Below are 21,594 nucleotides of genomic sequence, written 5' to 3' on the forward strand. Positions count from 1 at the left end.
TCATACAATTTAAATGTCAAAACTTCAAGACACGTGCTGATGAAGGCTCCAAAAAAATTGCTGGAAAATAATAGATGAAACAGAATTTTTTAAGATATTTAAGAGATATTAAATAACAAACGGATAAAGAGTATATTTTAATAGGATATGAAAAAAACTATAAAAGTAAAGGTGTTTTTAACATGTTTTTTTCTGAATATAAATAAAAAATAAATACTTATAAATGAAGTGATTCTTTGGTTTTTAGATAATTCAAAAATCATAACCAGTGTTTTTTTGCAAAATCCGTGAGGAAAATATAAATAAGTGAATTTATTCAAGAAAGTCGTTGCATATACTTGATTTAACAATTAAAATAAAGAAAGCATGTTCAAAGAAAGTTGGAGGAGTTAAATGATAAATCAACCAAATCTTGCTGATCAACCTATCTTGACGAACCAAGAAAAAATGGTTAAAGGTTCTGCTTGGATGACAGCTAGTAATATAATTTCTCGTTTGTTGGGTGCAGTCTATATTATTCCATGGTATGCATGGATGGGAGAACACGCCAACGAAGCAAATAGTTTATCCTCTATGGGGTATACTGTGTATGCTCTCTTTTTATTAATCTCTACAGCGGGTATTCCTGCTGCGATTGCTAAACAAACTTCTTACTATAATTCACTAAATGAATATAAAATCAGCAGACAGCTTTTTTATAAAGCCCTTCAATTAATGGCTATTTTAGGAGCGATTTCTGCAATTATAATGTACCTTGCAGCACCATTGTTGGCAAAATGGTCTGGTGGTGGGGAAGAATTGATCCCGACCATGCGTGCATTGAGTTTAGCGGTTTTGATTTTTCCTTGTATGAGCGTTGTACGTGGTTATTTCCAAGGAAACCAAGATATGATGCCATTTGCGTTATCACAAATCGTTGAACAAGTCGCACGTGTTTTCTATATGTTATTGACAGCATTTATTATCATGAAAGTATTTAAAGGTGATTATGTTGATGCAGTGACACAATCGACTTTGGCAGCGTTTATCGGTATGTTAGCTAGTTTTATAGTATTATTTTTCTACATCCGTAAGCAAAAACCAATGTTTGATTATCTTGAAGCACATAGTGCAAATGAACATGAAGCATCAACGCGTGATTTGTTAACAGAAACGTTAAAAGAAGCGATTCCGTTTATTATAGTTGGTTCAGGTGTAACAGTCTTTAAATTAGTCGATCAATTTACTTTTTCTAACTTTATGAACACATTTACGACTTATTCTGGTAGTCAATTACGGACGTTATTTGCGATTTTTAATGCGAATCCGGATAAATTAACAATGGTCGTGATTGCTTTAGCAACATCAATTTCAGCAACAGGACTTCCTTTGATCACTGAAGCGATTACGTTGAAAAAATACCGAGACTTATCGAAATTGATTAGTAACAATCTACAATTATTTATGTTTGTGATGTTGCCAGCAACATTCGGAATGATCGTCTTGGCAAAACCGCTTTATACAATGTTTTATGCTCCAGATGATTTAGGTGTATCAGTCTTGATCCAGGCATGTTTTGCTGGTCTGTTTATGGGGCTTTATATGTTGTCTTCAACAATGTTGATGGGGATGTATGAAAATAAAGCAGCAATCAAATATTTTGGACTTGGTTTAGTCTTGAAGTTAATTGTGCAATATCCAAGCGTACGTCTTTTTGAAGTGTATGGTCCATTGATTGCTACAATGATCGGTTTCACATTATCTTGTGTCCTAATCATGAGAAAAATCAAAAAGGTCAGTCACTTTAATTTTGGGTTGACGTTACGACGTGGTTTGTTGATTTTCTTGATCACCTTAGTTATGATGATCGGGGCAATCATTATGAGACAATTCTTGTATCTATTTTTAGATCCAACACGTAAGTTCCAATCTTTTGTGATCATTATGATCGTAGCAGCCTTTGGTGGCGCGATATATGGGTATATCACATTAAAACTACGTTTAGCCGATAAATTATTAGGTGCTAGCGTTGGAAAAATTCGCCGTAAATTAAAAATAAAATAGAATCAAGTAACGAGCGGGGCGTAATGCTCCGCTTTTACTCTATCTAGTTTTAAGAGCTAGCCTATTGGGAAAAAAGCTGAATCAACTCGTTCAGTTTTTAAATGGAGGAGAGAAAGTATATGCGTTTAGATAAATTCCTTGCAGAAACAGGTGTTGGCAGCCGAAAAGAAGCCAAACAGTTATTGAAAAAAGGGCTAGTAACAGTTAATGGTCAAGTTATCAAAGAGGCTAAAACACAAGTGGATGAAGTGCAAGATATCATTGAACTTGCTGGTGAAGAATTAACCTATCAACAGTATTACTATTACATGTTGCATAAACCTCAGGGCGTGATTTCAGCAACTGAGGACAAATGGGATCAAACAGTGGTAGATTTACTAAAAGATGAAGATTATCGGGAGGATTTATTTCCAGTTGGGCGCCTAGATAAAGATACAGAGGGCTTATTGTTGTTGACCAACGATGGACAATTAGCACATCAATTACTATCCCCTAAAAAACATGTCGATAAAGAATACTTCGCAATCGTTCAAGGGCTTGTAACGAATGATGATATTCTTCAATTTGCAGATGGCTTTGCATTGACCAACAAAGAATTAGTCAAACCAAGTGAACTAATGATTGAGGCTATAAATGAAGAAGAGAAACGCTCAGAAATTCGTTTGATCATCCAAGAAGGAAAGTTTCATCAAGTAAAACGCATGTTTGAAGCGATAGATAAAAAGGTTGTCTACTTAAAAAGATTGCGTATGGGGAATTTATGGTTGGATGAAGAACTGGAACTTGGAGAATATAGAGCGTTAACTGAATCAGAACTTGAAGGATTAAAAACGAACAACTAGAAGGTAACCAAAATACAAGTAAACATGATGGCTTTACTTTAAGGTAATCATAGTTACTTGTATTTTCTTTGACTAGTTAGTCAACGGGGGGCTATACTTCAATTGACTAATTAGTCAATGTTATCTGACTATGTGAGCTAACTCTTCGGAAAAAGATAAAATCTGATTGTGGTAAAAAACGTCACCCTCATATTTTCCCATTTTTCTTTCAGAGTTGGACGAACCCGTTACGCTTTTATATTGAGGAGAAGTGATAAAATGAATGCTATTGAACTCAAAGGATTAACGAAATTATATAAAAAACAACCAGCTATCGATCAAGTAGAATTGTCTGTAGAAAAAGGGGAAATCTACGGTTTCATCGGTCCAAACGGTGCAGGAAAATCAACGACGATTAAAACCATGCTGAATTTTATTTATCCAGATCATGGAACCGCTACGTTACTTGGATTAGATAGTATCAAAGAAGTAAAAGAAATTCGTAAGCGGACGGGATATGTCTCTAGTGATGTTCGTTTTTATCCTAATATGACTACTCTTGAAGTACTTAAATATATCGCTGCGTTTCATCAAGTAAAAGAAAGCAAAAAGCAAATTGCTTATTTTATTGAGTTATTTGATATTGATGCGAAGAAGAAAATGTTTGAATTATCTTTAGGAAATAAAAAGAAAATCGCGATAACAGCAGGAATTTTACCTAATCCAGAATTGTTGATTTTAGATGAACCAACGAACGGGTTAGATCCATTGATGCAACATCGTTTATTTGAAGAGTTGGAAAAATACAATCAACAAGGGATGACGATCTTTTTATCTAGCCACGATTTAAACGAAGTTCAACAGCATGCACATCGAGCCGCCTTTATTCGTGAAGGGAAAATCATCACTGTTCAAGATATTACAAAAGAAAAATCTCTAGGTAAAGTGATTACATTGATCGGCGACCACATTCCATTATCTTTATTTGAAAAAATGGGCGCAGCAATTTTAAAACATCAAGGAAATGAGACTCGTTTATTGTTCGAAGGAGATTTACGAGAAATTTTACCCTTATTAGCAGATGCGTCGATTCAAGATTTTACGGTTACAAACCCAGAACTGGAAGATCAGTTTATGGCGTTGTATGAAGGAGGGGTAGTGAAATGATCACAGCTAAAATCGAAAGCAAAGGACTCATTAAAGGATTAATCATTTGGACGATCTTATTTGCTGTGATAATTTTTGGCTTCAGCGCTGTCTATCCGCAAATGCATAGTTCAGCTATGGAAGATCTTTTAGGAGCAAAACTAGATGGGTTATCGCCGGCGCTTTTAAAAACTTTTAATATTAGTGTAAATGGTCAAGCAAGTTTTTTAGTTGCTGCAGGTTTCTTTGCCTATTATTTTCAGTATATGTTTTTAGCTGCATCGATTTACGCAATGATGCTAGGCAGCCAGGCATTGATCAAAGAAGAGACGGATGGCACTATTGAATTTTTATATGCCCAACCTGTGACACGTAGAGAAATTGTGACGAGTAAAGTTGGAGTGAACCTACTCATTTTGGCTATCTTTTGGTTGTGCTCATTTGGTGTATCGCTAGGCTCAACCTTGCTATACCGTCAATCAACCGATTCGGTCGCAACGATAACCAAAGAAATCAGTAAAATTTTCATGCAAGAAAGTTTGATTTTACTGTTTTTCTTAGCGTTAGGCTTTTTTGTCTCAACCTTTTTAAAATCAAGCAAACAAAGCACCAGTGTTTCTTTAGGGATTGTGTTTGGGTTTTATTTGATCGGGATTTTTTCTGATTTGAATGACTCTTTTAGTTGGGCGAAAACAATTTCTCCAACCCATATGGGTATCCCAAGTAATTTATTAGATAAAGGCTTATCTAGAGGTAATGTATTATTGTTGAGTGTGTTGATTCTGTTATTCCTAGGAGGAACTTACATGGTTTACCAACGGAAGGATCTGAAAGTCTAGTGCAAAACATCAACATCGATCAACAAAAATATGACCGAAAGATATCGTCCAGTTAGTTTTGGGTGTATTGGATCAACTTTATATGAAAAGTATACAGTTTATAAATAGGGATCTAGACGTGACAGAGATCAACCAAATAGAATTTTTAGTAAAACGGGCAGAGACGTATATGGGGATTTTACAAACTGGATTTCTAGAAAATAAAGCAGAAGAAAAATGAGGATCATTTTTCTTCTGCTTTATTCTGTGTGTTTTCAAACTGTTTCATATAATAGGGTAAATTCTGACTGATTTCGGTGGGTAAGACCACGTAATGTTCTGTTCCTAACGTCTCTCCAATCAAACTATGGAGATAAACTGCCGCGCAAATGGCTGCCTCTTTATCATCAAATTGGGCGAGAAAGCCAGCAATCATTCCAGCCAAAGTATCCCCCATTCCGCCAGTTGCCATTGCAGGCGTTCCTAGTGGGTTTTTGAATTGAGCATTGGTCGTATAGATTTCTGTTCGATGGCTCTTTAAGATCACTGTGGCACCTAATTGTCTTTGTACAGCTTGATTTTGTACAACGGTTTGGTTGTCTATTTTAAGCCCACTTAGCCGCTCCCATTCCATTTGATGGGGCGTGAATACGACTTGTTTTGGATACTTCAACGCGTAATGATGTTGAGCAAATAAAGTAATGGCAGATCCGTCGATCACGAGCCATTGTTCAGGTTTTTGCTGCTGTAAAACGAACGCTAAGAGTTGCTGACTATGAGAAGTCAGACCTAACCCAGGTCCAATCAAAATCACATCTGCTGTATCAAGTAAATCTGTTAGTCCATTTATAAGTGTCCAATCTAGTACCATCGCCTCAGGCAAACGAGCATGAAGTGCCGTATGGTTCTTTTCGGCTGTAACGACGGAGGTTAACCCACAGCCTGCTTTGACACATGCTTCTGCACTCATCATGATGGCTCCGCCATACATTTCATTTCCACCGATCAATACCGCTCGTCCAAAGGTTCCTTTGTGAGAATTTTTCGGCCGATAACGGATCGCCGCACTCAAATTTTTTTGTGAGAGTTCCTGCATATGAATGTCCTCCTTGAGGGATTTACCCTCAGTATAAATCTGTTTCGAAGCAAGCGCAAAATATTACGGAAAAAACTGTTTCTGCCTTTTTCTTTTAAGTCAGTTAGTGGTATGATGGGAAGGTAGAATAATGAATTGGAGTGACTAAAAAATGACAATTGATTGGCAAAAAGAAGTAGACGCACGTAAAGATGCGCTATTAGAAGATTTACAAAACTTATTACGTATCAATAGTGAGCGTGATGACTCAAAAGTAACACCAGAAGCACCATTCGGACCAGGACCTGTTGCTGGCTTAAAACATATGTTAGCTTATGGTGAGCGCGATGGCTTCATTGTAAAAAACGTTGATAACTACGCTGGACACATCGAATATGGTGAAGGGGATGAAACATTAGGGGTTTTCGGACATATGGACGTGGTTCCTGCTGGTGACGGTTGGGATACTGATCCTTATGAGCCTGTGATCAAAGATGGAAAAATCTTTGCCCGTGGTTCAAGTGATGACAAAGGGCCAAGTATGGCGGCTTATTATGCATTACGAATCATCAAAGATTTAGGATTACCTTTGTCTAAAAAAGTTCGTTTTGTCGTAGGTAGTGACGAAGAAAGCGGCTGGGGTGATATGGATTATTACTTCAAACATGAAGAAAAACCTGACTTTGGGTTCTCACCAGATGCAGAATTCCCAATCATCAATGGTGAAAAAGGAAACGTAACGATCCGCTTAACTTTCAAAGGCGGAAACGGCGTGGACTATCAATTAGTTAGCTTTAAATCTGGCTTACGTGAAAATATGGTTCCCGGAACTGCAACGGCAATCGTAACAGCAGCTTCAGCAGATGATGCAGCATCTTTAACAGCGTCATTTGAAACATTTATTAAAGAAGAACAAAAAATTTCAGGACATGCGGAACTTTCAGATCAAACAGTTACCTTCCATGTTGTTGGTAAAGGTGCACATGGTGCTAGTCCACAATCAGGAATTAACGCTGCTACATTCTTAGCAATGTTCTTAAATAATTACAGCTTTGCTGAAGGTGCATATAGCTTCATCAATACATTAGCAGAATTCGTTCACGAAGATTTCTACGGTGAAAAATTAGGAACTGCATTTGAAGATGAAAAAATGGGCAAATTAACAATGAATGCTGGTATTGTTAACTTTGATCCTGCCAACCCAGAAAATAGCTTAGTGACATTAAACTTCCGCTATCCAAAAGGGACATCAGCAGAAGAATTACAAGAAAAAGTACAAAAAACAGTGGGTGAAAATGTAATGGCCACACAAGGTGGACGTAATCAAGAACCACATTACGTACCTGCAGATGATCCATTGGTTGAAACGTTATTACAAGTTTACGAAGATCATACTGGTCAAAAAGGTCATGAACAAATCATCGGTGGTGGAACGTACGGACGTTTACTAAAACGTGGTGTGGCATATGGCTCAATGTTTCCAGGCTATACAGATACAATGCACCAAGCTAATGAGTTTATGGCATTGGATGATTTATTCCGTGCGACAGCTATTTATGCGGATGCGATTTACCGTTTGGCGAAGTAAGCTTCACCACATTAATATAAAAAATTCAGAAAACCTGACAGACAGTTGTCAGGTTTTTTTCTGTACAATAGAAACAAGTCGTTAGAAACAAATAACATTTTCAAGTATACTTATAAACATACTTAAAAATAGTGAAAGTTTGACGAAAGATAAATAAGACATGCATATAAGAAAAAATGAGGTGAATAGATGATTAATTTTCAAAAGGTTTCCAAAAGGTACAATGATCAATTAGTGTTAGAAGACTTTGATATCTCAATTGAAGACGGTGAATTTTTTGTACTAGTCGGACCAAGTGGGAGTGGAAAAACAACTACGTTAAAAATGATCAATCGGTTGATCGAACCAACGGATGGAGATATCTATTTTAATGATCAAAGACTGATTGAGTACAATTTAAAAGAACTAAGGTTAACTATTGGCTATGTGCTGCAACAAATCGCACTATTTCCCAATCTGACTGTCGCTGAAAACATCGAGTTGATTCCAGAAATGAAACATTGGAGCAAGGCCAAAAGACGGGAAAGAACGGAAGAATTACTAAGAAAAGTAAGCTTACCGCCAGAAGAATACCTTCATCGAAAACCAGCTGAATTATCTGGAGGCGAGCAACAACGGATCGGAATCTTACGAGCGATTGCAGCCAAACCAGATATTATTTTAATGGATGAACCGTTTAGTGCTTTAGATCCGATTTCAAGAGGGCAATTACAATTGTTGATCAAAGAGCTGCATAAGGAATTAGCTAGCACCGTTGTTTTTGTAACCCATGATATGACTGAGGCTCTACTTTTAGGTGATCGAATTTGCGTGATGAAAGACGGTAAAATCGTTCAAACAGATACGCCAGAATCCATCAAAAGTCATCCGGCCAATGAATTTGTGGCGCAGTTCTTTCAACATGAGCATACCAATTTGGAGAATTATTGTGCAGAGGATTTAGTAGCCGCTGGGTTTGTAGAGTATGGACAAGTTGAGAGTGAAACCACTGTGACTGTAGGAACAGATTTACCAACGGTGATTCGTTTACTTGTAGCAGGAAAAACCGTTGTATTAGTCGATGAAGATGGTCCAATCGGTGAAATCACAGATCGAACGATTTTACGCTTTTTAGAGACAAAGATAGAAGGTGATCAATAATATGGGAAAACTGATCGAAACATTCATCGCCCGTAAAGAAGACTTTATTCAAGCGGTCGTCGAACATATCCAACTATCGTTATTGTCATTATTGATTGCGATTCTTATCGCAATTCCGTTAGCAATTCTACTAACGAATTACAAAAAAGTCGCTGAATTTGTTCTGCAAATTACGGGGATTTTCCAAACGATTCCGTCACTCGCTTTATTAGGATTATTGATTCCAGTTATTGGGATTGGCAGTCCACCAGCTATTGTGGCGTTAGTGATTTACGCTCTGTTTCCAATTTTACAAAATACCTATACAGGTTTGACTGAAATTGATCCTTCGTTGGAGGAAGCAGCCGAAGCTTTTGGTATGAATAAGAGGGAGAAACTAATCAAGTTTGAGTTGCAGTTAGCGTTGCCGTACATCATTTCAGGTATTCGTACAGCAACCGTGATGATCATTGGGACGGCAACGTTAGCTGCTTTGATTGGTGCAGGAGGTCTTGGAACATTCATTTTACTCGGGATCGACCGAAACAATGTGTACCTGATCTTGATTGGGGCAATTTCCTCCGCTGTTTTAGCGGTCTTGTTTAACTTTGGAATCCATTTATTGGAGAAAGCCACAGTGAAACGAATTGTAGCTGCATTTATGGTGTTACTTGCTTTATTAGTGGGTTCATTTGTCTATACCCATCAAGAAGCAGAACAAAAAGAAATCACTGTTGCAGGAAAATTAGGTGCAGAACCAGATATCCTGATCAACATGTATAAAGAATTAATTGAAGCAAATAGCGATATCCACGTAAACTTAAAATCAAACTTTGGGAAAACCAGTTTCTTATTTAACGCACTAAAATCTGGTGAAATCGATATCTACCCTGAATTTACAGGAACTGTACTTGAAACATTTTTGAAGGACAACAAAAACACATCGAATGATCCGAGAGAAGTGTATGAATACGCACGAGATCAAATCAAGACACAAGAAAATATGGATTACCTCGAACCAATGCGTTATCAAAATACCTATGCGGTGGCAGTCAAACGATCATTTGCAGAAGAAAATGGGCTGAAAACAATTGAAGACTTGAAAAAAGTCGAAAGTCAGTTAAAAGCTGGTTTTACACTAGAATTTATCGATCGTGAAGATGGGTATAAAGGATTGCAAAAATTGTATAACTTGAATTTAGATGTGAAGTCGATGGAACCGTCATTACGCTACCAAGCAATCAATAATGGGGATGTGAATGTGGTAGACGCCTATTCGACTGATAGTGAATTGAAGCAATATGATTTGGTGATTTTAAAAGATAATAAACAACTATTTCCACCGTATCAAGGTGCGCCATTGTTGAAAGCTGAAACACTTGAGAAATACCCGGAATTAAAAGAATTATTGCAGCCTTTGGTTGGTAAGATCACGGAAGAAGAAATGAGTGAGATGAATTACCAAGTGAATGTGGAACAAAAAGATCCAGCGACTGTTGCGCAGGATTATTTGGTGAAGCATGGGATGTTGGGAAAATAGTAATTGATAGATGAGAGGGCACAACATAAGAGAGCTATCTATCTCTTATGTTGTGTTTATTATACGTTATAAGGTATAATAAAGGAGAAAGCAATCGCACTTAAGTGTGACCGAAAAAAAAGCCAGTGCTGATAACACTGACTCTTTAGTTGAGTTCTGACTAAAGCTCGATAAGACGAATTGCCACTATCTTACTTTAGCTGAGCAGATAGTGGTCTTTTTTTGTCTAGAATCACGAACTAAACCTATCGACAAATAGATAAAGTCACACAAAGATAAAAATCATCTTTGCATGACTTTCCTAATTTGCTTGAGGGTTAAACGAGTTCGTTCTGCTTTTCTATATCAAAAATAGAAGTGACAAAGATTTTAATCACTTCAACAATATAGTAAGCCACAAGCGTGACAACTATTTTCGAAGCGATGTCTTTTAGCAAATCTCTCAAGGACCGCTTTTCCTGAGAAATAAAGCAGGACAAAAGCGATAAAGACATATCTTTATGGCATCAACTCCTTTTTCAGAGCTTCAGCCGTAATTCAACTAGTTATAGTATATTAAAAATTGCATCGATAATGTATTGAATGTTTTACAAAATGGTAAAGGATAAATAATCAATCCTAGATAAGAACCTGCCAATCGAATGCTACGAATTTGGGTAATATGAAATAAAGTCTCAAGTCCTATAACTCAATGGATTTGAAGCTTTTTTTATTATCATACCCAACTTTTCTCATAATAAAGTAATTTTTACCAAAAAGAAATGCAAATTTCCCAAACTTTCGCTATAATAAAGAAAATAACCAAAACAGGAAGTGTAACCATGAAAAAAGCAGACCGACAACGGTTGATCAAGCAACTGATCACAGAAAATGAAATAGAAACCCAAGACGACCTGATTGCACTTCTTGAACAATCTGGTGTCAAAGCAACCCAAGCAACTGTTTCAAGAGATGTGCGTGAAATGAGTATCGTTAAAACGCACGGCTCAGATGGTCGAGTGAAGTATGCTCTATTCTCTCAACAACAAGCATCTAGCAGTGAGGAAAAACTAAAAGCATCTGTGAAGGATTCAGTGATTCGCATGGAGCGGGTTCAATTTATGGTCATTGTCCATACAGATATGGGCGCAGCAGATGTCGTCACTAATTTTTTAGATGAAGTCAGTTATGAAGAAATTGCAGGAACGGTCGCAGGTGTTGATACAATCATTATTATTGCTCGTTCGGAAGATGACGCAATCGCCATCGTTGAACGTTTTGAAGCAATGATCGATTAAAATAGAACTAATCAAAAAATGAAGGGAGATTTGGTTACATGGATTTGAAAACGTTACAAAACGGGTCGGATATAAGAGGAATAGCAGTCGAGCATGAGGAAAAAACAGCGAACTTAACACCAGCGCAAGTCGGGAAAATTGCAGTTGGAATGGTTCATTGGCTCCGTGATGAAAAAAATTTAGCTGAAAAACATCAATCGGGAAAATTGAAAATCGGTATCGGTCATGATAGCCGAATTTCAGCAGATAGTTTGAGACTAGCTTTGATCGATAGCTTTGTTGAGCAAAATGTCGAAGTCTTAGACTTTGGTTTAGCGACAACACCAGCTATGTTTATGGCTACGCAATTTCCACAATATGATTGTGATGCCGCAATTATGATCACAGCTAGTCATTTGCCGTATTATTTTAATGGATTGAAGCTGTTCACTAAATCTGGTGGTGCAGAAAAAGCGGATATTGCCTATATCTTAGAACACGCTGACGGACCGGCACTTACAGAAAAAGGCTCAGTAACAAAATACTCGGTTTTAGAGGAGTACTCTGCTGATTTAACCGACAAAATTCGTAAAGGCATGAAAACGACAGAAGAAAAACCTTTATCTGGTTTTCATATCATAGTCGATGCTGGTAATGGCGCGGGTGGTTTCTTTGCGGAAAAAGTCTTAGCAAAACTTGGCGCAGACATTACAGGTTCGCAATTTTTAGAACCTGACGGTATGTTCCCTAATCATATTCCTAATCCTGATAATAAAAAAGCAATGGCAAGCATCCAACAAGCTGTTTTGAAAAACAAGGCTGATTTAGGAGTGATTTTTGATACGGACGTGGACCGCTCAGCAGTGGTAGATGCATCAGGCGAAGTCATCAACCGAAATAATTTGATAGCTGTCTTAGCAACGATTGTCTTGGCTGAAAATCCTGGCAGCAGTATTGTGACAAACTCACCAACTTCAAGCCATCTGAAAGAGTTTATAGAATCAAAAGGTGGCAAACAAGTGCGCTATATCTCTGGTTACCGCAATGTGATCAACAAAATGATTGAACTTAATGATGAGGGAATCGATACCCAATTAGCAATTGAAACAAGTGGACACGCAGCCTTTAAAGAAAACTATTATTTAGATGATGGCGCATATGTTATTGCTAAAATTCTGATGCTGTTACCTACATTAAAAAAAGAAGGCTTAACACTCGGTGATTTGATCAGTTCATTAAAACAACCAGCAGAAACTCAAGAATTACGTTTTGAAATTCTAGCAGGAAATGTCCGTGATTATGGTGAACAAGTAATTCGAAATTTGAGTGGTTTTGCCGGGAGTCAACGAGGCATGAAAGTCGATCCTGAAAACCATGAAGGCATTCGAGTGAATGTTTATGATGAGTATGGCAGTGGCTGGTTCTTACTAAGGATGAGTTTACATGAACCATTGTTAGTTTTGCAAGTTGAAAATGATCAAGCTGGAATGAATCAAAAAGTTTTAGAAGAATTGGCTAGTTTCTTTGAAGGATATAAGCAGTTGGACTTAACGAAACTCACTGAAGCATTGGGGAAATAGTAAAAGAGGTTGGGATAGGAGTGTTTAACCCCGAGAAATAAGAAGGAATTCACGAAAATTGCTCTTCAAATTTTTGTGAATTTCAGCTTATTTCCGAAGGGGTTGCTTCTGCATCTACGGTTCTCGTTTCACTCCGATCCTCGAAGCATAGAGGACCGTTTGCTCCCACCGTTTATTTGGATTTAGGGTGTGAAACAAAAGTGCTTTTTACTTTTGTCCCATACCCTTTTTGTTTTACCACAAACTGGGCTCAGCAACTGCCATAATCGTTTCTCCAGTAAATGGATGTGTCAGGTGCAGTTCATAAGCATGAAGCATCAAGCGCCCATTAGGTTTGGGATGATACAAAGGATCACCAATGATTGGATGCCCAATACTTGCTAGATGTACACGGATTTGATGTGTTCGTCCCGTTTCTAAAACACAATAAATAGTGGTATGGTTTGTCTTTAGATCATAAGATTCAATCTCAACATGAGTAACAGCCACATCACCACGCCGTTCATCAATCACTCGTTTTCGTCGATCATGACGATCACGGCCAATTTTTTTTCGAATGGTCATAGACTCGTTTAGCTGCCCTAAAATCACCGCTTGATAGCGACGATAGATTTGCTTACTTTCCAATAATCGGCCTAAAATAGGCAAAACGAAAGGATTTTTAGCAAATAGAATCGCACCGCTTGTTTCTTTATCTAACCGATGAACCACATATGGGACTTGGTTTTTAGGTGCTAAGTAGGCAGCTAAATGATTAAGGAGTGTATCGTTTTCATTTGGTTGATTCGGGTGAGTTTTCATGCCGATCGGTTTATTTAAAATGATTAAATGCTCATCTTCAAAAAGCACATTCACTTTAGCGATGTTTCCCAAAAGAATCGCAGGTATTGGATAATCTTCTGGCTCGAACTGTAACGTAACAACATCGCCACTTTTCACAGGGAAATGAAATAAAGCGGGCTCTCCATTGATCGAAACATTTTTTCTAGTTCTCAAAAAATGGCGTACTTTACGAGGAACTAACCATTCTTGTTCCAGTAATTCTCTGACTGTTTGTTCGTTAAAATCCTTTGGTAACTGGATGGATAATTCCATATGTTTTCCACCTTTTCAATAGCATTCTCTCTTAGTTTAACAAATGGAAGAATAAGTTCAAGTAGTTAGTTGGGATGAAAGGTTCAAGTAAGGAAGATTTTTTGAGAAAGGTAAGTAGAGGGTATGACGTTTCATTGTTCAGTCTTTGTGCCAGTATCGGTTCTATTTTTTTGTTTGTTAGTTTTTGTCTAAGGTGTTTGGTGATTCCAAGTAATGGAACTTCGCTCACTATGATCGCTAAGTATTGTTCATCATCTACTCTGGTTGATGCTAGAGTTTAGAAAGTGTCTAGAGGCTTGATCGAGTTATAGTTTAGGCATTATGGTGATTCCAAGTAATGGAACTTCGCTCACTATGTTCGCCAAGTATTGTTCATCATCTACTCTGGCGGAGCCAGTCGTAGTGATTCACAACAAATACCCGTCCTTTGGGGAAGGACGGGAAAGGAGTTAAAAAATGAAAAAGTGTTTTGTTAGGGTTGTTTGTTGGTATACATATATAATACAAACTAAATATGAATTTTTTGTGTATTAATTTATCTGAAACTGTAAATTTTTTCTAAAGAAGTGTTTAAGTTTCACACAAAATCACCTAACTAGTTACCACTCATTGTATTGATCAAACGTTTCGTCCAGTTAAAATCGGTTTTTGTAATGGTATCATCACCAAATTGTTTGCCATCGCGATCAATGGCATAAACAAACATGCCGCCTTTTTGTCCATCTTTTGGATTCCATTTTGCATAAGCGTAAGCTCGGCTTGTTTCATATGGTTCTACGGTATCATTCCAACGGTTGTGATCTTGTTCTTCTGGGAATGAGATACCAGGAAGAAACTGTTGTGGTGTGATCGATGTTTTGTACGTACTCCAAGTGCTATCTAAAGAACTAGCTGAGCGACCATAGGCTTGTACGAATAGATAATCAAAATAAGAAGCTGTTTTTTTAAACAAAGAGTGGTTATCTTTATTTGTATCGTAAATCAATAGCTTACCAGTATTAGAATTTGGACCTAATTTTTTAGATAAGGCTTTGAATGTACCAACTGCCATTTCTTCTTGTTTGGTGGTTAAACTAGACTCCATATCAACATCCAGTCCATCTAAATTCCAAGGTGTAAGATAAGTATCGATCAGCTGTTGAGCATAGGCTTCATATTCAGCTGTTGTTGGTGTAGCCCCCGCATGAGGAACATTCCAAATTTCTCGAATATCGATCGTCCGGATAACGCGTGTTCCTCTAGCGTGCAAGGTAGGGACGTAAGTGTCTTTCAATGTATCCCAAAATTTCTGTTGATCTGTACCAGGATTGACATAATGGAAAACAGAGACAATATCTACACCTTCTGGAATATCGGTCATAGCAGTCACGTTTTGATCAGGTAAAGTTGAATTTGCATCGTGAGGCATGGTCACATCTCGCCATGTGCGATAGTAAGCCATCATGATTGGGTTTGTGTTGGTCTTTGCTTGTGCTGCCTCCGACGGATTAGAAAATAGACTAAAACTTAGTAAAAAGAAAAGCGGAATAAGTAAAAATGCTCTTTTTTTAGACATAAAAATTCTCCTCTTCTATTTATTGGTAAAACGGTTACATTTCAAAAAAAGTGTAGCATAAAAAAAATTATAATAACAATTAAAGCGACTCTATTTTATGATCTAGGTAGCAATTTCAGGTCTAGTTGTCTAGCTTGAAAATTTTTCCAAAACAAAAAGAGACCCACTCTTTGGGGAAGAGTGGGAAAAAGGAGTTAAAAAATGAAAAAGTGTTTTGTTAGGGTTGTTTGTTGGTATACTTGTATAATAAAGGGAAAATATGAATTTTTTATGATCAAATCGTTTTTAAATAAGCATTTTTTTTCAACGAAAATAAGAACTTGCGATTTAGATTTCTACGATAACCACTGAAATCATGGATTTCTTGATGTATTCTTAAACATTTCTACATAAAAATAAAAGAAAAACGTGTTAAAATAGGCAAAACAAAATTCTATGTACATTATTCATGCTAAAGCCGTATGAATAAAAAGAATGATCTATGTTAAAATGGCTTAGAAACTTTTATATAAAGAGGGAGCACTATGGACTTTAAAACAATTATGGGAAAAATAAAAACCGGTTTTCAGCGCTTTTGGGCGTGGATCAAGCCATATCTTGTTCGTTTTCATCATTTTCGGAAGCGAATTTGGAAAAAATATCAAATCAATAAAATCATTTTACTATTAGGAATGGTTGTTGTTTTAGTGACTAGTATCTATCTATTTACTTTAGCTAAATCAGCGAATGTTGGGGCCTTGAAAAAAGGGTTGGAAGAATCAACTGTTATCTACGATAAAAAAGGCGACGAAGCCGGAAAATTGTTTGGACAAAAAGGAACCTTTGTGACGATTGATCAGATTTCTCCTTATGTCAAAGATGCCTTGATATCAACTGAGGATCGAAATTTTGAGACCCATCACGGGTATGATATCAAAGGACTTTTGCGTGCGGTTGTTGGAAAGTTGAGTTTTGGGATGATTGGTGGAGGTGGAGGTGGTAGTACGATCACGCAACAGCTAGCTAAAAATGCCTACCTCACCCAAGAACAGACCATGACGCGTAAAGCAAGAGAGCTGTTCTTAGCAATTGAAATCGAGAAAAAATATGATAAACAACAAATCTTAGAAATGTATCTTAATAATTCTTATTTTGGGAATGGGGTTTGGGGAATCGAAGATGCTTCCCATAAATACTTTGCTGTGAGTGCGAGTGAACTGTCAGTCGGTCAAGCGGCAACCTTAGTTGGAATGTTAAAAGGACCAGGTATTTATAACCCAATCGATTATGTTGAAAATGCAGTTAATCGTCGTAATACGGTTTTACAGTTAATGGTAGATAATGGGAAATTATCACAAGGCGAAGCGGATGCTCAAGCAGGTGTTGATATGGGCAGTATGCTAGCAGATAATTATTCTGATCAAAATTCAGACTACAGATATCCGTATTACTTCGATGCGGTCATTGATGAAGCGGTGAATAAATATGGCTTAAAAGAAGAAGATCTATTGAATAAAGGCTATAAAATCTATACAGCGTTAGATCAAGATTATCAAAAAGCGATGCAGCAAACCTATGATAATGACGCCTTATTCCCACCAAATGCAGAAGATGGTGCCATGGTTCAAAGTGGTTCCGTTGTGCTTGATCCAAAAACAGGTGGTGTGCAAGGAGTTGTTGGAGGACGTGGGGAACACGTATATCGAGGCTTTAACTTTGCGACACAAACAAAACGTTCACCAGGTTCGTCTTTAAAACCTATCTCGGTTTATACACCTGCTTTGGAATCCGGCATGAAACCAAATAGTATTTTAGAAGACAAACCGCAAGATTATTATCCAGCTGAAAACTATAGCCGGACGAACAGCGGCGAAGTGACAATGTACCAAGCCTTAGGGGAAAGTTTGAATCTCCCGGCTGTTTGGACATTACACAAAATCGGGTTAGATAAAGGATTTGAAAAAACGGAGAAATTTGGCATTCCTTTAGCCAAAGAAGATAAATATTATGGGTTAGCGCTCGGTGGACTGAAAACAGGTGTGTCACCTTTGACAATGGCTAGTGCTTATAGTGCTTTTGCCAATGGCGGTGTTCAATCAGAAGCCCATTTGATCACGAAAATCGTAGACTCTACGGGAGCTGTGATCGAAGACAATACCAATGCGAAAACGAAACAAATTATTACCAAAGATACTGCAGATCAAATGACCAGCATGCTTTTAGGTGTCTTTAGCTCAGGAACTGGGATTAATGCTGATCCAGCAGGCTATGTTATGGCTGGAAAAACAGGGACAACAGAAACCAACTTTGATACGGATAAAACTAATGACCAATGGGTTGTAGGCTATACGCCAGATGTGGTAGTTGCAACGTGGTTAGGTTTTGAGCAAACCAGTGAAAGTCATTATCTACAAGGAAGTAGTGCTACACATGCCTCGACCGTATTTAGCAGTCAGACACAAGGCATTTTACCTTTTACAGCACAAACGCCATTTACGGTAGCCGATGCCTATGCAACAGGTGGAATCGTACAGCCTGCAGGAGAAGTTACAACACCTGGAAATAGCGACGCATGGAAAGACAGTGTGAAAGATATCGGTGGTCAAGTCAAAGAAGGAGCTAAAGATATTGGCGGTAAACTCAAAGAAGGCTGGGACAATGCCAAAAATGGGTTGAAAGACTTCTGGGGTGGTTTGACGGGAGAATAATCGGTTTGAAAACGAATCAAAGAATGGTACAATCAAAGAGAAGAATTTATAGAAACGAGGGAGATTGAATGAGCAATATTTATGATACAGCCAATCAAGTAGAACGCGAAATCCGTGAAATGGATGAATTTAAAGCTTTAGAACAAGCATATGCAGATGTAAAAGCGGATGAAGCAGCCTACAAATTATTTAAAGAATTCCAAACATTCCAACAAGGCTTACAAGAAAAACAAATGCGTGGTGAAGAATTTTCAGAAGAGGATGCTGAAAAAGCCCAAGCTTTAGCAACGGAAGTTCAAGCAGCAGAAGTTATCAATCAATTAATGCAAAAAGAGCAAGCTTTTAGTTTGATCGTCAATGATTTGAACCGTATTATTATGACACCTATCCGTGATTTGTATAACGATTAAGAGGTCGTGATTTAAGCTTTAAAATAACGAGTGAAGCAGCATGGATACTCGCTATTTTAAAGCTTTTTTAGTGTATTTTATTATAAGGGATAAACCAAAATAGTATGTAAAAAAAAGCATTAAATATTAAAAATTCTCCCATTTAACATACTTTTAATGCTATAGTATTATTAAACGAAAAAATGATTGGGGAACAAAAAGTATGATTGGTATTTATGATTACACAGTTATTCTAACGTATGGAAATGCAGTTTTTTCCATAATCGGGATGTATTTGGCGCTGACTCAACATATTGTTGAAGCGATTTTTTGTTTAGTATTTTCAGGTATTTGTGATATGTTTGATGGATTTGTTGCAAACACGAAAGAACGCTCCAAGAGTGAGATGTGTTATGGGATTCAAATCGATTCACTCGCTGATTTGATTAGTTTTGGGGTGTTTCCAACAGTTTTAGGGTATGCTTCTGGTTTAACGCAAGGAATTTATTTGCCATTATTTGTCTTTTACATTTTAGCAGCTTTAATTCGGTTGGCCCACTATAATGTGACCGAAATGGAGAGAAAAGAACATTGTGACACTTGTCGAGAATATTACGAAGGATTGCCTGTTACGAGTAGCGCAGCGTTGATTCCATTGTTATTTTTTATTGCAGGACGGTTGCACATTGCCTTTACTTTGGTCTATCCAGCAGCATTATTGATCATTGGTTTTTTATTTATTTCAAAAGTAAAAATCAAAAAAGTCGATCCTAGAAAATTAGCTTTTGGCGCTTTTATAGGAGCAGTAGTTGCTTTTTTTGTTCGCTAAATTTTTTAAAGGAGTAAATAGATGAATAGACGCTTTAAAACTAAACGGATTACTGAACAGGATAGTTGGTTATTACACTTTTTATATAAAAATCCGCTAGGACGGACTTTGTTGAAAGGAATTATCCAACCGCCGCTTACAAAGGTGGCTGGAGTCTATTTAAATAGTCCACTCTCAAAAGGAATGATCAATCGTTTCATCAAAAAAAATGCTTTGTCGATGCAAGACTATGAAACGATGAGTTATACGTCATTCAATCACTTTTTTATGCGGGAAATCAAGCCTGCTGCCCGCGTCTTATCTCAAGATAGAGGTGCTTTCAGTGCGCCTTGTGATGGAAAAGTAACTGTTTATTCAATTAGTGAAAAACAAACATTTAAAGTGAAGCATTCAGAATACGCGCTTTCGGAGTTACTTGATAGCACAAGTCTTGCCGCAAAATGGCAAGGCGGCTGTGCTGTCATTTTTCGTTTAACACCAGATGATTATCATCACTATTATTTTATTGATGAAGGAACAATTTCAGCACATCAGAAAATAGCTGGTATTTTTCATACCGTACAGCCGATAGCGATCCATAGCCAGCCAGTATTTTCTAGAAATGCAAGAGAAGTAACTGTGATTGAAACGGAAAATTTTGGTGAAATTGCTCAAATCGAAGTTGGTGCGTTAATGGTTGGGAAAATTAAAAATATAAAAACTTCCGGCAATTGTCATCGTTTTGAGAAAAAAGGCTGGTTTGAATTTGGTGGTTCGACTGTAATTCTACTATTTCAGGAAAACCAGGTGACCATCGATCCAGAAATTTGGAATAATACTGAAAATAATCTTGAAACAATTGTGAAATTTGGTCAAATGGTGGGTCAAAAAATGGAGGGAAGTCATGAATAAGTTGGCATTTTTGGTGATTGGACTATTGTTTCTTTTAGGTAATTTCTATATCGGCAGAAAAATTCTTTTTATATTAGAACAATTTTCCTTTTTCAAGCATTCGCTGATTTTGTGGGGGATGATTGGTTTATTGGCACTTACGTCATTACTGACATTATTATTGTTTGATGCCAATGTAGGCGGAGTAATCGGTAAAATCGGGAGTTACTGGTTATCGGCTTGGTTTTTGTCATTGGTTATTTACGGATTGACTGATCTGATTTTAATGATTACACAAAAAATCACCATTGTTCAAACTAAGACAAAGCTGATCATTTGGCTAGGTTCAACATTGTTGATCGTTGTTTTATTCTGCTATGGCTCATGGCAAGCTCAACAAATCAAAACAATGAAGTACCAAGTAACGATCAATAAATCAGCAAGTAATCAAGCTAAAAAAATAAACGCTGTCTTGATCAGTGATTTGCATCTAGGGTATATCAATGATGTGAAGAAATTAGAAAAAATCGTTACTAAAATTAATCAAAGCCAACCTGATATTGTGTTTATTTCCGGTGATTTATTTGACGGAAACTATCAAGCATTGCAAGATGTCAAAGGCATTGAGCAGCAGTTCAAACGGCTCTCCTCTACTTACGGAACGTATATGTGTTGGGGCAATCATGATGCAGGGGAAACCTTTGAGAAAATGAAGGACCTTGTTGCAGCATCGAACATCACATTACTTGAAGATGAAATCACGGTTGTAGGTGAAGAACTATTAGTTGTCGGGCGAAAAGACAGTAGACCGATTGGCTCACAAGCTGGTGACCGAAAAAGCATTCAAGAACAATTCAAAAAAGTAGGCAATAAGCTGCCAAAAATCATTTTGGATCACCAACCTTCAAATATTGATGAATATAAAAATGAGAACGAATTGATTCTTTCAGGACATACCCATCAAGGACAGATTTTCCCTTTTAGTTTAGTAACAAAGGCTTACTTTACGGTCGATTATGGCTATTATCGTCAAGATGAAAATAGCCCTCAAGTCATTGTTTCCTCAGGTGTTGGGACATGGGGACCACCAATGAGAATTGGGACCCAAAGTGAGATTGTCCAAATTGAAATAACTATAAAATAGTAAATTGATAGAGGTTGGAAGTAGGCTTGCAGAGTCGAA

The 21,594-nt window shown here is 37.3% G+C and carries 18 protein-coding genes; 15 read left to right on the top strand and 3 right to left on the bottom strand.

Annotated elements, in window-relative coordinates:
- Window positions 1-393: 393 nt before the first annotated feature.
- The 5 genes from A5866_RS12480 (at window position 394) to A5866_RS12500 (ending at window position 5,069) form a co-directional block, all read left to right on the top strand.
- Window positions 394-2,043, top strand: a complete 1,650-nt coding sequence (locus tag A5866_RS12480; RefSeq protein ID WP_086277290.1) for a putative polysaccharide biosynthesis protein — start codon at window positions 394-396, stop codon at window positions 2,041-2,043.
- Between the two features lie 119 nt (window positions 2,044-2,162).
- Window positions 2,163-2,885, top strand: coding sequence for a pseudouridine synthase (locus A5866_RS12485; protein ID WP_086277288.1), 723 nt, complete (start codon window positions 2,163-2,165; stop codon window positions 2,883-2,885).
- 258 nt (window positions 2,886-3,143) lie between these two features.
- Window positions 3,144-4,031 (top strand): ABC transporter ATP-binding protein, encoded by an 888-nt coding sequence (locus A5866_RS12490; protein ID WP_086277286.1) that lies wholly within the window; start codon window positions 3,144-3,146, stop codon window positions 4,029-4,031.
- Complete coding sequence (locus A5866_RS12495) at window positions 4,028-4,849, top strand: ABC transporter permease subunit (protein WP_086277284.1); 822 nt, start codon at window positions 4,028-4,030, stop codon at window positions 4,847-4,849. The genes A5866_RS12490 and A5866_RS12495 overlap by 4 nt, the downstream gene beginning before the upstream one ends.
- An 82-nt stretch (window positions 4,850-4,931) precedes the next feature.
- A complete protein-coding gene (locus A5866_RS12500; RefSeq protein ID WP_176271360.1) occupies window positions 4,932-5,069 on the top strand; it encodes a hypothetical protein in 138 nt (45 codons plus the stop codon).
- A gap of 3 nt (window positions 5,070-5,072) precedes the next feature.
- On the opposite strand, the gene A5866_RS12505 is transcribed toward A5866_RS12500, so the two are convergent.
- Window positions 5,073-5,924: an NAD(P)H-hydrate dehydratase gene (locus tag A5866_RS12505; protein ID WP_086445219.1), complete on the bottom strand. Its 852-nt coding sequence runs from the start codon at window positions 5,922-5,924 to the stop codon at window positions 5,073-5,075.
- A 151-nt stretch (window positions 5,925-6,075) separates the two neighbouring features.
- Between A5866_RS12505 and pepV the strand changes: the two genes are divergently transcribed.
- The 5 genes from pepV (at window position 6,076) to A5866_RS12530 (ending at window position 12,986) form a co-directional block, all read left to right on the top strand.
- Window positions 6,076-7,491 carry a dipeptidase PepV gene (pepV, locus tag A5866_RS12510; protein WP_086445218.1) on the top strand — a complete coding sequence of 472 codons (1,416 nt, stop codon included), beginning with the start codon at window positions 6,076-6,078 and terminating at the stop codon, window positions 7,489-7,491.
- A gap of 189 nt (window positions 7,492-7,680) precedes the next feature.
- Entirely contained in the window at window positions 7,681-8,631 is a 951-nt protein-coding gene (locus A5866_RS12515; RefSeq protein WP_086445217.1) for an ABC transporter ATP-binding protein, read from the top strand.
- A 1-nt stretch (window position 8,632) separates the two neighbouring features.
- Window positions 8,633-10,150, top strand: a complete 1,518-nt coding sequence (locus A5866_RS12520) for an ABC transporter permease/substrate-binding protein (RefSeq protein ID WP_086445216.1) — start codon at window positions 8,633-8,635, stop codon at window positions 10,148-10,150.
- Between the two features lie 821 nt (window positions 10,151-10,971).
- Window positions 10,972-11,427: an arginine repressor gene (gene argR, locus A5866_RS12525; protein WP_086277274.1), complete on the top strand. Its 456-nt coding sequence runs from the start codon at window positions 10,972-10,974 to the stop codon at window positions 11,425-11,427.
- Between the two features lie 38 nt (window positions 11,428-11,465).
- A complete protein-coding gene (locus A5866_RS12530; RefSeq protein ID WP_086445215.1) occupies window positions 11,466-12,986 on the top strand; it encodes a phosphomannomutase/phosphoglucomutase in 1,521 nt (506 codons plus the stop codon).
- 234 nt (window positions 12,987-13,220) lie between these two features.
- Here the strand turns inward: A5866_RS12530 and A5866_RS12540 are convergent, their stop codons facing one another.
- Together A5866_RS12540 and A5866_RS12545 are read right to left on the bottom strand one after the other, a co-directional pair.
- Window positions 13,221-14,081: an RluA family pseudouridine synthase gene (locus tag A5866_RS12540; RefSeq protein WP_086445214.1), complete on the bottom strand. Its 861-nt coding sequence runs from the start codon at window positions 14,079-14,081 to the stop codon at window positions 13,221-13,223.
- Window positions 14,082-14,676: 595 nt separating this feature from the next.
- Window positions 14,677-15,636 carry an endo-beta-N-acetylglucosaminidase family protein gene (locus A5866_RS12545; protein WP_086445213.1) on the bottom strand — a complete coding sequence of 320 codons (960 nt, stop codon included), beginning with the start codon at window positions 15,634-15,636 and terminating at the stop codon, window positions 14,677-14,679.
- Between the two features lie 524 nt (window positions 15,637-16,160).
- Here A5866_RS12545 and A5866_RS12550 point away from each other — a divergent pair.
- From A5866_RS12550 to A5866_RS12570, 5 genes are all read left to right on the top strand, one after another.
- The gene (locus A5866_RS12550; protein WP_086445212.1) at window positions 16,161-18,323 is read left to right on the top strand and encodes a PBP1A family penicillin-binding protein; all 2,163 of its coding nucleotides are present in this window, start codon (window positions 16,161-16,163) and stop codon (window positions 18,321-18,323) included.
- 68 nt (window positions 18,324-18,391) lie between these two features.
- Complete coding sequence (locus A5866_RS12555; RefSeq protein WP_086277265.1) at window positions 18,392-18,733, top strand: YlbF family regulator; 342 nt, start codon at window positions 18,392-18,394, stop codon at window positions 18,731-18,733.
- 202 nt (window positions 18,734-18,935) lie between these two features.
- The gene (locus A5866_RS12560) at window positions 18,936-19,541 is read left to right on the top strand and encodes a CDP-alcohol phosphatidyltransferase family protein (RefSeq protein ID WP_086445211.1); all 606 of its coding nucleotides are present in this window, start codon (window positions 18,936-18,938) and stop codon (window positions 19,539-19,541) included.
- A gap of 21 nt (window positions 19,542-19,562) precedes the next feature.
- Window positions 19,563-20,432: a phosphatidylserine decarboxylase gene (locus A5866_RS12565; protein ID WP_086445210.1), complete on the top strand. Its 870-nt coding sequence runs from the start codon at window positions 19,563-19,565 to the stop codon at window positions 20,430-20,432.
- Window positions 20,425-21,555 (top strand): metallophosphoesterase, encoded by a 1,131-nt coding sequence (locus A5866_RS12570; RefSeq protein WP_086445209.1) that lies wholly within the window; start codon window positions 20,425-20,427, stop codon window positions 21,553-21,555. The genes A5866_RS12565 and A5866_RS12570 overlap by 8 nt, the downstream gene beginning before the upstream one ends.
- Window positions 21,556-21,594 lie beyond the last annotated feature (39 nt).

The sequence above is a fragment of the Enterococcus sp. 12C11_DIV0727 genome, from assembly GCF_002148425.2.
GTDB lineage: Bacteria > Bacillota > Bacilli > Lactobacillales > Enterococcaceae > Enterococcus_L > Enterococcus_L lemimoniae.

Bases quoted from the DNA above. Each gene is read 5' to 3' on its own strand.
- A5866_RS12480 (WP_086277290.1), top strand. From the start codon at position 394: ATGATAAATCAACCAAATCTTGCTGATCAACCTATCTTGACGAACCAA.
- A5866_RS12485 (WP_086277288.1), top strand. From the start codon at position 2,163: ATGCGTTTAGATAAATTCCTTGCAGAAACAGGTGTTGGCAGCCGAAAA.
- A5866_RS12490 (WP_086277286.1), top strand. From the start codon at position 3,144: ATGAATGCTATTGAACTCAAAGGATTAACGAAATTATATAAAAAACAA.
- A5866_RS12495 (WP_086277284.1), top strand. From the start codon at position 4,028: ATGATCACAGCTAAAATCGAAAGCAAAGGACTCATTAAAGGATTAATC.
- A5866_RS12500 (WP_176271360.1), top strand. From the start codon at position 4,932: ATGAAAAGTATACAGTTTATAAATAGGGATCTAGACGTGACAGAGATC.
- A5866_RS12505 (WP_086445219.1), bottom strand. From the start codon at position 5,924: ATGCAGGAACTCTCACAAAAAAATTTGAGTGCGGCGATCCGTTATCGG.
- pepV (WP_086445218.1), top strand. From the start codon at position 6,076: ATGACAATTGATTGGCAAAAAGAAGTAGACGCACGTAAAGATGCGCTA.
- A5866_RS12515 (WP_086445217.1), top strand. From the start codon at position 7,681: ATGATTAATTTTCAAAAGGTTTCCAAAAGGTACAATGATCAATTAGTG.
- A5866_RS12520 (WP_086445216.1), top strand. From the start codon at position 8,633: ATGGGAAAACTGATCGAAACATTCATCGCCCGTAAAGAAGACTTTATT.
- argR (WP_086277274.1), top strand. From the start codon at position 10,972: ATGAAAAAAGCAGACCGACAACGGTTGATCAAGCAACTGATCACAGAA.
- A5866_RS12530 (WP_086445215.1), top strand. From the start codon at position 11,466: ATGGATTTGAAAACGTTACAAAACGGGTCGGATATAAGAGGAATAGCA.
- A5866_RS12540 (WP_086445214.1), bottom strand. From the start codon at position 14,081: ATGGAATTATCCATCCAGTTACCAAAGGATTTTAACGAACAAACAGTC.
- A5866_RS12545 (WP_086445213.1), bottom strand. From the start codon at position 15,636: ATGTCTAAAAAAAGAGCATTTTTACTTATTCCGCTTTTCTTTTTACTA.
- A5866_RS12550 (WP_086445212.1), top strand. From the start codon at position 16,161: ATGGACTTTAAAACAATTATGGGAAAAATAAAAACCGGTTTTCAGCGC.
- A5866_RS12555 (WP_086277265.1), top strand. From the start codon at position 18,392: ATGAGCAATATTTATGATACAGCCAATCAAGTAGAACGCGAAATCCGT.
- A5866_RS12560 (WP_086445211.1), top strand. From the start codon at position 18,936: ATGATTGGTATTTATGATTACACAGTTATTCTAACGTATGGAAATGCA.
- A5866_RS12565 (WP_086445210.1), top strand. From the start codon at position 19,563: ATGAATAGACGCTTTAAAACTAAACGGATTACTGAACAGGATAGTTGG.
- A5866_RS12570 (WP_086445209.1), top strand. From the start codon at position 20,425: ATGAATAAGTTGGCATTTTTGGTGATTGGACTATTGTTTCTTTTAGGT.